The sequence below is a fragment of the Xanthomonas sp. D-99 genome (genome assembly GCF_017746145.1).
Classification (GTDB): domain Bacteria; phylum Pseudomonadota; class Gammaproteobacteria; order Xanthomonadales; family Xanthomonadaceae; genus Xanthomonas; species Xanthomonas cissicola.
Genome location: NZ_JAGHWU010000080.1, coordinates 1 through 12,616, shown reverse-complemented (window position 1 = coordinate 12,616; position 12,616 = coordinate 1). Strand labels below are relative to the sequence as shown.

At 62.3% G+C, this 12,616-nt stretch carries 11 protein-coding genes and 2 pseudogenes; 5 read left to right on the top strand and 8 right to left on the bottom strand.

What is annotated here, in order from left to right:
• From J7360_RS19580 to J7360_RS19545, 8 genes and pseudogenes are all read right to left on the bottom strand, one after another.
• The coding region (locus tag J7360_RS19580; RefSeq protein ID WP_059001059.1) for a transposase at positions 1 to 200 on the bottom strand (200 nt) is incomplete at its 3' end.
• A 69-nt stretch (positions 201 to 269) separates the two neighbouring features.
• A pseudogene (locus tag J7360_RS19575) lies at positions 270 to 566 on the bottom strand (DNA gyrase modulator); the annotation flags it as partial.
• 360 nt (positions 567 to 926) lie between these two features.
• The gene (locus J7360_RS19570) at positions 927 to 1,316 is read right to left on the bottom strand and encodes a hypothetical protein (RefSeq protein WP_057663257.1); all 390 of its coding nucleotides are present in this window, start codon (positions 1,314 to 1,316) and stop codon (positions 927 to 929) included.
• A gap of 248 nt (positions 1,317 to 1,564) precedes the next feature.
• Positions 1,565 to 2,575, bottom strand: coding sequence for a class 1 fructose-bisphosphatase (locus J7360_RS19565; protein ID WP_209034569.1), 1,011 nt, complete (start codon positions 2,573 to 2,575; stop codon positions 1,565 to 1,567).
• A gap of 420 nt (positions 2,576 to 2,995) precedes the next feature.
• Positions 2,996 to 3,232 carry a hypothetical protein gene (locus tag J7360_RS19560; protein WP_005921230.1) on the bottom strand — a complete coding sequence of 79 codons (237 nt, stop codon included), beginning with the start codon at positions 3,230 to 3,232 and terminating at the stop codon, positions 2,996 to 2,998.
• Positions 3,229 to 4,215, bottom strand: a complete 987-nt coding sequence (locus J7360_RS19555; RefSeq protein ID WP_244667844.1) for a hypothetical protein — start codon at positions 4,213 to 4,215, stop codon at positions 3,229 to 3,231. The genes J7360_RS19560 and J7360_RS19555 overlap by 4 nt, the downstream gene beginning before the upstream one ends.
• Positions 4,216 to 4,219: 4 nt before the next feature.
• Complete coding sequence (locus J7360_RS19550) at positions 4,220 to 5,089, bottom strand: hypothetical protein (RefSeq protein ID WP_244667843.1); 870 nt, start codon at positions 5,087 to 5,089, stop codon at positions 4,220 to 4,222.
• A 91-nt stretch (positions 5,090 to 5,180) separates the two neighbouring features.
• On the bottom strand, positions 5,181 to 6,383 hold the full coding sequence (locus J7360_RS19545; RefSeq protein WP_016849085.1) for an amino acid aminotransferase: 1,203 nt from the start codon (positions 6,381 to 6,383) through the stop codon (positions 5,181 to 5,183).
• 156 nt (positions 6,384 to 6,539) lie between these two features.
• On the opposite strand from J7360_RS19545, the gene J7360_RS19540 reads away from it, so the two are divergent.
• The 5 genes and pseudogenes from J7360_RS19540 (at position 6,540) to J7360_RS19525 (ending at position 12,368) form a co-directional block, all read left to right on the top strand.
• Positions 6,540 to 8,678 (top strand): TonB-dependent receptor, encoded by a 2,139-nt coding sequence (locus tag J7360_RS19540; RefSeq protein WP_209034567.1) that lies wholly within the window; start codon positions 6,540 to 6,542, stop codon positions 8,676 to 8,678.
• A gap of 206 nt (positions 8,679 to 8,884) precedes the next feature.
• Positions 8,885 to 9,177: pseudogene (locus tag J7360_RS21490) on the top strand (hypothetical protein).
• A 274-nt stretch (positions 9,178 to 9,451) separates the two neighbouring features.
• Complete coding sequence (locus J7360_RS19535; RefSeq protein ID WP_244667842.1) at positions 9,452 to 9,883, top strand: hypothetical protein; 432 nt, start codon at positions 9,452 to 9,454, stop codon at positions 9,881 to 9,883.
• A gap of 382 nt (positions 9,884 to 10,265) precedes the next feature.
• The gene (adh, locus tag J7360_RS19530) at positions 10,266 to 11,795 is read left to right on the top strand and encodes an aldehyde dehydrogenase (protein WP_057663306.1); all 1,530 of its coding nucleotides are present in this window, start codon (positions 10,266 to 10,268) and stop codon (positions 11,793 to 11,795) included.
• A gap of 177 nt (positions 11,796 to 11,972) precedes the next feature.
• Entirely contained in the window at positions 11,973 to 12,368 is a 396-nt protein-coding gene (locus J7360_RS19525; RefSeq protein WP_057663272.1) for a DUF779 domain-containing protein, read from the top strand.
• The last annotated feature ends 248 nt before the right edge of the window (positions 12,369 to 12,616 follow it).

Genomic DNA, 12,616 nt, shown 5'->3' with positions numbered 1-12,616 from the left:
TTGAGCCGGCGGTTCTCCTCCTCCAGCTCCTTCATGCGCGCGACCATGGACACGTCCATGCCGCCGAACTTGCTGCGCCACTTGTAGAACGTCGCCGAGCTGATGCCGTGCTCGCGGCACAGCTCCGGCACGGGCGCACCGGCCTGGGCCTGCTTGAGCACGGCGATGATCTGGCTGTCGGTAAAGCGGGACTTCTTCATGGAACCTCCTCGAGAAAGGGTACGAGAAAATTCCACTTCTGGCGTCTGCTAATGGGCGGGGGGATTACCCCCCCAGGCGCCATCGGTCAGCACGCGCACGCCCACGCCGCTGGATTCGGCATTGACCACGTTCTCCACCTGCGCCTCGCGCGTGATCACGAACTGACGCAGATAGCGCCCCACCCGCACATCGCAGTAGCTGGCACCAGCCGCCTTGGCCGTGGTCAGTGCACTATCGGCCAGGCGTCGGTTGCGCGCGGCATCGGCCGGGGCGAGCAGTTGCTCGGCAGCGATCAGCCGTGTGTGCGGCAGCAGCAACCCGGCGGCACCGATGCCGGACAAGGTGAGGAAGGTACGACGATCCACGTGCGGTCTCTCCAATCGATGCGTGCAGCGCGAGAGGCGCACACCAGCATCCGAGCGTTACCGCGGACATCGATTTGGTCAAGTGCTACCGGTCTTCGATCCAAGCAATTGCCTGCAATACAAACCGAACTAGCCCGCATAAGCGAACGCGAGCAAGCGTGAATCGTGCGCATGGCGGTGGCCCGCGACGACGCAACCTTGCCTCGGCTGCGGATGTAGCAGCGCTCTAGCGGGGAGTGCGCTGTCCATCGTGCGCAGGGAACATCCGATGACATCTTCGGATCACTGCGCTGCGCATCGGCGCATGCGCATCATCGAACCGTTGCGCAGGGATGTTGACGCCGGCACTCCAGCGAAGTCTCAGGGCATCGCGCTGCGCCGAAGCTTTCGGTCCAGCAGATAGCCGAGTACGCCGCCCAATGTGATCGGCAGCAACGCGTAGATCGGGACGAAGATCAGCGCCAATGCCGACTGTGCATCGGCGCGTAAATCCAGGGTTGCATGCGCCCAGGCGAGCACTCCAAAGCCGATCAGGCACGGCACCAACAACGCAATCGGCCGGCGGTACAGGAAGCTGATGCCAAGCAGCGCACCCCAGGCGATGGCATTGAACCCACCCAACAACAGCCAACCGCCCAGGCCGACATCGGTGTATTGCCGTACCCACTTCAGCCCAAATGGCACGCGTGCTGCGTACGGCAATACCAAGCCGGTAAGCACGAGCAAGAGGCGAGCCCTAGCGAAGGTCATACACCGCTTTTCCTCTCTGTCGAAAAGAACACGCAACATCCAACACAGTATTAATGCACCGCCGGTGTCGTTGGTCGAATGAGCTGCCTGCGATGCCCGCCGCTTGCGGGCCGGCTCGCAGTGGCCAGCGCTCAGGCCTGCCTGCATGGAGATGATCCAGCAGCGGGGGGCATAAACCAAGACGCCCGCACTGGGCGGGTGTCTTGGTGGAATCCAGTTTGCGTGCCTTGCGAGCGGTGCCCGCAGCCTTACGCCTTGTCGGCATCCAGGTGATACCGCGTCGCTTCGGCCACTTCGTTCTTCGAGCCCAGGAACACCGGTACGCGCTGGTGCAGCTGTTGCGGCTGGATGTCGAGAATGCGTTCGCGCCCGGTGGTTGCCGCGCCGCCGGCCTGTTCCACCAGCATGCTCATCGGGTTGGCTTCGTACATCAGACGCAGCTTGCCCGGCTTGCTCGGGTCTTTTTTGTCCCACGGGTAGATGAAGATGCCGCCGCGGGTGAGGATGCGATGCACGTCGGCCACCATGCTGGCGATCCAGCGCATGTTGAAGTCCTTGCCGCGCGCGCCGTCCTTGCCGGCCAGCAGGTCGCCCACGTAGGCCTGCATCGCCGGTTCCCAGTGGCGTTGGTTGGACATGTTGATGGCGTATTCGGCGGTGTCTTCGGGCACGCGCATGTTTGCCTGGGTCAGCAGGAAGCTGCCTTCTTCGCGCTCCAGGGTGAAGGCGTGGGTGCCGTGGCCCAGCGTGAGGACCAGCATGGTGCTGGGGCCGTAGATGCAGTAGCCGGCGGCGACCTGTTGGGTGCCCGGCTGCAGGAAGTGCTCGTCGCCCGGCTTTTCGGTGCCCTTGGGCGCGCGCAACACCGAAAAGATCGTGCCCACCGAGACGTTGACGTCGATATTGGAGCTGCCATCGAGCGGGTCGAACAACAGCAGGAAATCGCCGCTGGGGTATTGGCCGGGCACCGGCTGGCTGTGGTCCATTTCTTCGGACGCGCACGCGGCCAAATGGCCGCCCCAGGCGTTGGCTTCGAGCAGGATGTCGTTGCTGAGCACATCGAGCTTTTTCTGTGCTTCGCCCTGCACGTTGCCGGTGCCGGCGTCGCCGAGCACGCCGCCCAGGGCGCCCTTGCTCACGGCGATGGAGATGCGCTTGCAGGCGCGCGAGACGATGGTGATCAGCTGGCGCAATTCCGCATCGATACGGCCGGCGTGTTGCTCTTCGATCAGGAAGCGGGTCAGCGAGGGACGCGACATGGGAACGGGCAGCCTGTGTAGGAAGTGAGCCGCCATTGTCGCGAGTGTGCCGTTAGATTTCGATCATCGGATGCGCGTTCCGCTCTGCAGCGACTGCAGGAGCGCCCCCATCCGCCCTGCGGGCACCTTCCCCCGCGCGCGGGGGAAGGGAGATTGCTGGGGGGTGCGTCGCACCCCTCGCACCTTATGTGGCCGGCGCCCGTTGCCGGTCGCTCTGTACACCAGCGGTGACGTATGACCGCGCTCACGCTTGCGGGAGAGGGCTGCGATGAGGATACAAGCGCCCCACGATCCTCCGCTTGGGACTGCGAATGGACAGAGAGCCAACGCGCCCCATGACGCGTCGCTTCAGCCCCGGCTGACGATGACCACGGCTGTAGCATCGATGCTCTGGTTCACCATCAAGAAAACCACTTGCACTCACGGAGAATATTTCTGCGCGCCGACAAGAATGGCGATGACCAGGATCGTGACGGCCGCGACCATTTCAACATGTCGGAGCCGGCCTTTCTCTTGCAGGCTTATCAAGCCAATGGAAGCGATTGAGAGTAAAATAGGGACAAAATAATAAGTATTGAGTTGTCTGAACTGCGTCGCCCACAGCGAGGCGAGGGAAAACAGCACCGCAATGATGCACAGGCTATGATTGTTCCTCACGGTCGGTTCTCCTGGTCGTCGCAGTCCTCGGCCTGGGCGGAACGCAAGCTGCCATCCTCGAGCGTGGACATGAAAAGTTTTTCATACGTCAATGGCTTGGTCCAGCGCCGCCGCAGATCACCTGCCATGAGTGCGGAAGCGCGAATCGATGCTGCACTCAAGCTGGATTCCATCGCCTTGATGGATGTCAATGCAAGCTCCCTGACACGGTTTTCCGCAATCGAACGCGTTGGCGTCCGGGACGGGACATCGTCAAGATAGTAGAAGATTGCCAGGGCCTTAGTCGGATCCTTGTTGACGACTTGCGATAGCAGTGGCCCGGCTGGCGTGGGGCCGCTTTCATAAGCGTGTGCCAGGGCGAGCATTGCGTTGACATCGCCCTGGTCTGCCAGCTTCCATGCAAAACCCTCTGCCAATTGGGAATATGCGTGAAAAGCCGTCCGATACTTTGCGGCGTCCGAAATTCCCAAGAAAGCAGACCCGCTGACGTAGCCTCTCATGGCGTTGAGGTTGCCCTTTTTCGCGGCGTCCTTCCATTTATCGATGGCGTCGCTGGCGTTTATCGAAATGCCGGCGCAATACTCCGCTCGCGAGCGGAGCGCCTCGAAATAGCCGGCGGCGCCCCGATTCTCCGTCTCAATCATCGCCAATACGTCGTCATACTGTCGCAGCAGTAGCAGGCACTGCTCATAGATGGCTGCCACATGGCATGCCGCTGCGGCATCCCCTCGTCTGGAGCGCATCTCCAGGTCGCTCAGCGACATCCTAGCGGGAACATTGCTGGCTGGAGCAGCGCCGGCAAATGCGCTATCCGATTTCAGCTCGGAATGTACGTCAATGACCTGATTAGAGGGCTGTCTCGATCGTTGTTCAGCAGGAAAAATTTCTAAGTCGCGAAAGAGGAAAATAATGAGAGCGACAGTAGCGAAAAATAAAAACAGCAGGGACCACCAGATCCCTGCTGATTTTCTTGAAAGTTTCATGCAATTAATAAGCAACTATATGGCAAATGACGCCATCTTTTGTGCTTGCGCATGTTATGCCTGTTCTCGTTCCAGATCCCGTAGGTTGGGTGAATCTAATGCCACTTCGATTAGCCCAGGCATAGAATTTATCCATATCTGCCTGGCTATTGCTGAAGTCGTAAGTGCGTGTGCCGCCTTCGCCTCCCGAAAAGTCAGATTTAGTTATTGGCACTATATTGCCACTGGAGTCGCGTTGGCTGTCTTTCACGCGGACCCAGGACTTAGTTTGGCTATCAAAAGTGTAAGTTGCAGTGCTTTTATCGTCAAAAATAAATTTTACCGTCAAATTCACGCCGCCTGGATTGAAGCCAGGGAAGGGGTTTACTATTTTCGCAGCTTCCGCTGCCCTTTGGAAAAAATCGGCCTTTGAATTTTCGATCGCACGGACTACTTGTTGCTCGCGCGACGGGTTATCTATGACGTCGTAAATGGACGTCGGGCGATTGGAGTCAGCTAGACCTACGGCGCTACTAGTTAGCATCCTTTCGCCATATGCATCGGCTAAAGTATTAACAAAGCCAAAAATCTGGGACTCTACAGTGCTCATGCTGACATGTTGAACAATGGTTTCGCCATCTGCCTCATAATTCCAGCTATAAATCCCCTTCATGACAGACCTTGATTGAGGATTTGCTACATACGCAGGTTGGCGAGCATTTCTGTATGCCCCGCTTTCAAAAATTAGTATATGCGAGACCATGAAACTCATTTCTGCTTCTGTACAACCATCACAGGTCTTTGTAACTGCCATCGCAGTGGGTGCGATAAAGAGACAGGGGAGGAGTAATGAGAGGGAAAGCCGCATTTTCGTATCCTTACGTTGGGTGTCCAATCACGAATTCATGGCTACATCAAAACTGCAAGAAAATTAATATTATAGTTCAAATAACAAAAGTTTAAGAACGCCTGATAGATGTCAACGCTCAGACGCGGCTGACAGTGGCCACGGCCTGGGCCACGTAGTCCAGGTTACGCTGGCTCAGTGCTGCCACGCAGATGCGGCCGGTGCCGACCGCGTAGATCGCGAACTCGTCGCGCAGGCGGTCCACCTGGGTCTTGGTCAGGCCCGAGTACGAGAACATGCCGGCCTGGCGCTGGATGAAGTCGAACTCCGGCGCACCCAGCGTGGCGAGTTTTTCCACCAGCCCGGCGCGCAGGGAATGGATGCGCTCGCGCATGTCGGTCAGTTCCTGCTCCCACAGATCGCGCAGCTCCGGGCTGGTCAGCACGCCGGCCACCAGGGCGGCGCCGTGCGTGGACGGGCTGGAGTAGATCGTGCGGATGATGCGCTTGACCTGCGACTGCACCGCCTTGGCCTCGGCGGCGGTGGCCGAGACCACCGACAGCGCGCCCACGCGCTCGCCATACAGCGAGAACGACTTGGAATAGGAACTGGCGACCACGTAGCTGTCGATGCCTTCGGCAGCCAGCAGGCGCACCGCATAGGCATCGGCCTCGATGCCCTTGTCGAAGCCCTGGTAGGCGATGTCGACGAACGGGAACAGGTTGCGTTCCTTCAACAGGCCGGCCACCTGCTTCCACTGTTCGCGGCTCAGGTCGGCGCCGGTGGGGTTGTGGCAGCAGGCGTGCAGCAGCACCACGGTGCCCGGTTCGAGCTTGGCCAGGTCGGCGAGCATGCCGTCGAAGTTCAGGCCATGGGTGGCGGCATCGAAGTAGGTGTAATCGACAACCTCGAAGCCGGCCGCGCCGAACACTGCGCGATGGTTTTCCCAGCTGGGGTTGCTGATGGCGATGGTGGCGGTGGGCAGCAGCTTCTTGAGCAGGTCCGCGCCCACGCGCAATGCGCCGCTGCCGCCGACGGTCTGCGAGGTCGCCACGCGGCCGGAGGTCACCAGCGCAGAGTCGGCGCCAAACAGCAGCTCCTGGGTGGCCTTGTCGTACGCGGCCAGGCCGTCGATGGGCAGATACCCGCGCGGTTTGGCGTCCTGCGCGAGCTGCTGCTCGATCTTGTGCACGGCGCGCAACAGCGGGATGCGCCCGTTTTCGTCGTAATAGATGCCCACGCCCAGGTTGACCTTGTTGGGGCGGCTGTCGGCGTTGTAGGCCTCGGTCAGGCCCAGGATGGGGTCGCCTGGAACCTGTTCCACGTTTGCAAAGAAGGACACGGCATGACTCGCTGAAGGACGAAAGAGTGGGGTACTTCCGGATCGTTGACCGCTGCTGGGCCAAACCACTTCATCGTAGCAGCCCATGGCCGGCGTAGCATGCTTCGTTCCGTACGCAACAATGCACTGACAGTACGGATGAGGGACACTAGGTGCATGTCCAGACTCACCTTGTTGGCCGCCGCCTGCGGCCTGTTCGCCACGGGCGCCACATCGCCTGTCCTGGCCGCCGATCCGGCGCCGCCCGCCGCCACATCGATCCAGCGCCTGCCCGCCGTGCAGGTGGACGCCGCGCGCGTGCGCGGGGTGGACGACTTCGACCTGCCGGCCTCGTTCACCGTGGTGGCGGCCGATGACGACAACCGCCGCGGCGCGCAGGTGTCCGAGTTGCTGGATGGCATCCCCGGCCTGGTGGCGCGCGACCGCCAGAACTACGCGCAGGACACCCAGCTGTCGATTCGCGGCTTTGGCGCGCGCTCCACCTTCGGCGTGCGTGGCGTGCGGCTGCTGGTGGACGGCATTCCGGCCAGCATGCCCGACGGCCAGGGCCAGCTGTCGCATTTCAACGTGCTGGGCGCCGAGCGGGTGGAAGTGCTGCGTGGGCCGTTTTCGGCGTTGTACGGCAACTCCTCCGGCGGCGTGCTGCAGCTGTGGAGCGCCGATGGCCACCCGGACGACCCGTGGCGGCTGCGCGCCACCTACGGCAGCAACGCCACCGTCAACGTCGGCGCGCAATTGCTCGGCCAGCAGGGCGCGGTGCATTACAACGTGGCCGCCAATCGTTTCGACACCGATGGCTTCCGCGCCCATAGCCGCGCCAAGCGTGACTCGGTCAACGCCAAGCTCGGCTTCGATCTGGCCGAGGGCAGCCGGCTGGACCTGGTGCTCAATCATCTGGACGCGCCCGATGCCCAGGACCCACTCGGCCTGACCCGCGCCCAGTTCAATGCCGACCCGGCACAGGCCACGTCGGTGGCCACCCAGTTCAATACCCGCAAGTCGGTGCGCCAGTCGCAGGCCGGGGCCATCTTCACCCAGCAATTGGACAACCAGACGTTGCGCTTGATGGCCTATGGCGGCCAGCGCAGCGTGGAGCAGTTCCTGGCGATCCCGGTGGCGGTGCAGCGCAACCCGCTGCATTCGGGCGGGGTGATCGATCTGGAAAGCAATTACGACGGTGCCGATGCGCGCTGGGCCTGGCAAGGCGAGGCGCTGGGCCGGCCGCTGCAGCTGACCGTGGGTGCCAATGTCGACCGCCAGCGCCAGCACCGCACCGGTTACGAAAACTTCGTCGGCGATACCCTGGGCGTCAAGGGCGCACTGCGCCGTAACCAGCGCGATGAGGTCGAGAACGTGGACCAGTTCGCACAGCTGTGGTGGCAGTGGAGCGACCGCTGGGCGGCACTGCTGGGCGTGCGCCATAGCGAGGTGCGCTTCGAATCGGACGACCACTACATCGTGGGCCGCAATCCCGACGACAGCGGCCAGCGCGATTATTCGGCGACCACGCCGGTGGCCGGCATCGTGTTCCGCGCCGAAGAGGATCTGCGGTTTTACGCTTCGGTGGGACGCGGCTTCGAGACGCCCACCTTCAACGAACTGGGCTACCGCAGCGATGGCGGCGCCGGCCTGGCGCTGGACCTGGGTGCGGCCACCAGCCGCAACTACGAAGTGGGCAGCAAGTGGCGCGCGCAAAGCGGCGCGGCGCTGGAATTTGCGGTCTTCCGCGCCGACACCGACGACGAGCTGGCGGTGGCCAGCAATACCAATGGGCGCAGCACCTATCGCAACATCGGCGCGACGCGGCGCCAGGGCGCAGAGCTCAGCTGGCAGCAGCCGATCGGTGCCACCCAGCAGCTGCAGCTGGCCTATACCTTCGTCGATGCCACCGTGCGCGATGGCTATCTCACCTGTGCCAGCAGCGGCTGCGCCACGCCCACCGCAGCGGTGGCCAGCGGATCGCGCCTGCCTGGCGTGCCGCGTCAGCAGCTATTTGCGCGCTGGCAATGGCAGCCGGCGCAGTGGCAATTCGCCGCGGAATCGGTGGCCTCCGGCGCCACCGTGGTGAACGACCTGGCCACCGAACGTGCACCCGGCTACGCGCTGGTCAACCTGGAAGCCTCCCGGCGCTGGAGCACCACACAAGGCGCTTTGCGCACCTTCGCACGCATCGACAATGTGCTGGACCGGCAGTACGTGGGCTCGGTCATCGTCAACGATGGCAATGGCCGCTATTACGAGCCCGGCCCGGACCGCACCTACACGGTGGGGCTGCAGTGGGATTTTGGCGGCTGAGAAACATTCCAGCACCATCCCACCACGCACCGTGGCTTTGTGGGAGTGTCCCCGGGCGTGATGGCGCCAGCCCGATCACGCCCCAGCCCCACATAACACACCACCAATCGTCGTCACCACCGTCGCAGACGTGCCGTCGTAGGAGCGCCCCCGGGCGCGACGAGGCTTTCCGATCAGACCCGCTCCCCACCCCATCCCGCACCAGCATGATCGTCATCGACCACGCCCCTGCCGACTGGTTCCTTCTCTCCGAGGGCGATTGTGGCTGGAGATCAACTGCTCGATCTCGGCCGCCGGCTTTTTGATCCTGCTGCGGTTGAACGCCACCGAGCGTACCGCCGTGCTGGCGGGCCCGCATGCCGCGTGCGCAACGTTAGCGGCCCAGGTTCAAGCCCGGCCACACGACTACGCTGCACGCGACAGCAGCGCGGCCGACGGCAAGCGTGTGCTTGCGGCAGTGCGCGAATGGCGTGCGACAGCAAGTAAGGCGGCCGGCTAGTACGCTGTTGCGCCGTGCCGATGGGACCGGCCGTTCACCGGATTGAGGGTTGCGCTGCCGCCTGTGCATGCGCGCACCGCGTTGCGCTGTGGTAGACAGCCTCCCGTGCGCGTGCGAGCAGATCGGCAGGGAGCCAGGCACTGTCGAACGGCATGCTAGCCTCTGCCACGCACTCACGGCATGGAGCGCGACGATGATGGTCTGCAAGCGAACGATCATCGTGGCGGCGGCCGGCCTGTCGGTCTGCAACGCGGCGTGGGCAGACCATGTGGACATGCGCATCGTGCGCGACTATCCGGCCGGCACCCCGGCCGTTGCCCACATACACGCCTGGTTGCAGCAGCAATCCAGACTGGGGACGCAGCCCAGGCAAGCGCCGCCGCCAGCCGCCGCCGCAGCGCTGGGCGCGGTGCGCATCAGCACCGCCAGCTTCGATCGCCCGTTGAATACGCGTGTCGATAACATCAGCAACGCGGCGCCGCTGCCGGCACGCGGCCAGCCGCGCGACGACATCACGATCGACGCCTGCAATACAGGCAGACGCTATCGCTGGGTTTATTCCTGGGAACAGTCCGGCCAGAGTGCGGCGTGGCAGCTGCGCTCCTATCGGCTCCAAACGGTAACCGACTGCCAGGCGCCACCGGAGGCGTCCATGGCCATCGATACGGCAGCAGAACACGATATTGGGGTAACCGACAGACCTTAGCGTGGTTGGCAGCGTCAGCTCGATGAATGCACAGGCATCGCAGCCGTGCCATCGGCCATTCCCATGTTGATTGAATCGGTGTGCTTGCTACGTGCGTTGCATGCCTGAACTGTCGCCGATGTCGGTGCGTTAGTGCCTCACTTGCCACAATGCTTTGCGACGTCCGCCAGAAGCGGCGGCCAGACGAAACGGCGAGGCATGAGCCGTCACGCTGCAGCGCCCTCGGCATCAGGCCGATGACGCGCCGCAGCGCATTTTCGCGAAAATGGCAGGGTCAATCCCAGTTCCACGATGACGCAGCGCAACAGCATCGCAGATGACATTGCGCTAGCACTTGCGCGGGTATACACGTTCGCATCGGACCACTCTTCCAGGAGTCATGATGAACGCGCAACCTGCCACCAAGCCGCTCAACACCGATCCGCAGTCGATCTTCAAGCCGCGCTACGACAACTTCATCGGCGGTGTTTGGGTCGCGCCGAAGGGTGGTCAGTATTTCGACAACACCACGCCGATCAACGGCAAGGTCCTCACCTCGATCGCGCGCTCCACTGCACCGGATATCGAGGCGGCGCTGGATGCCGCGCACGCAGCCAAGGACACGTGGGGCAAGACCTCCACCACCGAGCGTTCCAACATATTGCTCAAGATCGCCGACCGCATCGAACAGAATCTCGAACTGCTCGCGTACGCCGAGACCTGGGACAACGGCAAGCCGGTGCGCGAAACGCTCAATGCCGACGTGCCGTTATGCGTGGACCACTTCCGCTATTTCGCTGGCGCCATCCGCGCGCAGGAAGGCGGCATTTCCGAGATCGACAGCGACACCATTGCCTACCATTTCCACGAGCCCTTGGGCGTGGTGGGGCAGATCATCCCGTGGAATTTCCCGCTGCTGATGGCGTGCTGGAAACTCGCACCGGCTCTGGCTGCCGGTAACTGCGTGGTGATGAAACCGGCAGAGCAGACGCCCGCCTCGATCCTGGTGTTGATGGAACTCATCGGCGACCTGCTACCACACGGCGTGTTGAACGTGGTCAACGGCTTCGGCCTGGAGGCTGGCAAGCCGCTGGCCAGCAACCCGCGCATCGCCAAGATTGCGTTCACCGGCGAAACCACCACCGGCCGGCTGATCATGCAGTACGCCAGTCAGAACCTGATTCCGGTGACGCTGGAGCTGGGTGGCAAGTCGCCCAACATCTTCTTTGCCGATGTCATGGCCGAGGACGACGATTTTCTCGACAAGGCGGTGGAAGGCTTTGTGCTGTTCGCCTTCAACCAGGGCGAGGTGTGTACCTGCCCGTCGCGCGCGCTGATCCAGGAATCCATCTACGACGCTTTCATGGAGAAGGCGCTCGCGCGCGTGGCCGCGATCAAGCAGGGCAATCCGCTCGATCCCAACACCATGGTCGGCGCGCAGGCGTCCAGCGAACAGTTGGAAAAAATCCTCTCCTACATCGACATCGGCAAGCAGGAAGGTGCCGAAGTGTTGATCGGCGGCGAGCGCAATACGCTCGATGGCGATCTGGCCGAGGGTTTTTACGTCAAGCCCACGGTGTTCAAAGGCCACAACAAGATGCGCGTGTTCCAGGAGGAGATCTTCGGCCCGGTGGTCTCGGTCACCACCTTCAAGGACGAGGCCGACGCGCTGGCGATCGCCAACGACACGCTGTACGGCCTGGGTGCCGGTGTCTGGAGTCGCGACGCTTCGCGCCTGTATCGGATGGGCCGTGCGATCCAGGCTGGCCGCGTGTGGACCAATTGCTATCACGCCTATCCTGCGCATGCTGCATTCGGGGGCTACAAGCAGTCGGGTATCGGCCGCGAGAATCACAAGATGATGCTCGACCACTATCAGCAGACCAAGAACCTGTTGGTGAGCTATTCGCCGAAGGCGCTGGGGTTTTTCTAAAGAGACCTGCGTGGCTGATCGTATCGATGGATGCGCACACGAAGGCCCGCCGGCCTCGTTCCGTTGCACCATCGATGCGAAGGCATGCACACAGTCTCCGCGTGCATGCACGCCCGCACACAATGGCGAGCGTATGGTGTTCGACAAGGCGGCCGCAGTGGCCGTGGGAGTTAGCCGATGCAAGACAGCACCACACGCGTTGAGCTGCCGGCGCAGGTCACGGCCACGCTGGCGGCATTGCAACTGATCGACAAGCTGCGTGCTCAGCACGGTGATGTGTTGTTTCATCAATCCGGCGGCTGTTGCGATGGTTCCTCGCCGATGTGTTTTGCGGTTGGCGAGTTCATCGTCGGCGACCGCGACGTATTGCTGGGCGAGATTGGCGGCGCGCCGTTCTACATCAGCGCGCCGCAATTCGAATATTGGAAGCACACCCAGCTCATCATCGATGTGGTGCCGGGGCGCGGTGGCATGTTCTCGCTGGAAAACGGCGAAGGCGTGCGCTTCCTGGTGCGGTCGCGGCTGTTCGACGATGATGAATTCGCTCGATTGCAACACGCCGGCCGGGCGTGAGCGAGGTGGCATGAGGTTTACCGCAGTGGCCACGACGTGGCCTGGTGCCTGTGGGTTTGCCTTGCGACATCACGCTTTTAGCCAAATAACTGTCAGGAATGCCCGTTAGGGAAGGTCTGAACAACGAGACCTGACAGGGCGGAAGGTGGCGTCGTTCCGAAGAGTGGCTTTTGGAACTTCGGAATTTCGCCATTTCTGGCGCTTTCCGCGGGAATTTCCCGGTTCACAGACGCACGCTCCCCATCGCC

What these genes read in the sequence shown, in the direction of transcription:
- J7360_RS19555 (WP_244667844.1), bottom strand. Translation starts at nt 4,215, where the DNA reads ATGAAACTTTCAAGAAAATCAGCAGGGATCTGGTGGTCCCTGCTGTTT.
- J7360_RS19535 (WP_244667842.1), top strand. Translation starts at nt 9,452, where the DNA reads ATGCGCATCGTGCGCGACTATCCGGCCGGCACCCCGGCCGTTGCCCAC.
- adh (WP_057663306.1), top strand. Translation starts at nt 10,266, where the DNA reads ATGAACGCGCAACCTGCCACCAAGCCGCTCAACACCGATCCGCAGTCG.
- J7360_RS19570 (WP_057663257.1), bottom strand. Translation starts at nt 1,316, where the DNA reads ATGACCTTCGCTAGGGCTCGCCTCTTGCTCGTGCTTACCGGCTTGGTA.
- J7360_RS19540 (WP_209034567.1), top strand. Translation starts at nt 6,540, where the DNA reads ATGTCCAGACTCACCTTGTTGGCCGCCGCCTGCGGCCTGTTCGCCACG.
- J7360_RS19525 (WP_057663272.1), top strand. Translation starts at nt 11,973, where the DNA reads ATGCAAGACAGCACCACACGCGTTGAGCTGCCGGCGCAGGTCACGGCC.
- J7360_RS19565 (WP_209034569.1), bottom strand. Translation starts at nt 2,575, where the DNA reads ATGTCGCGTCCCTCGCTGACCCGCTTCCTGATCGAAGAGCAACACGCC.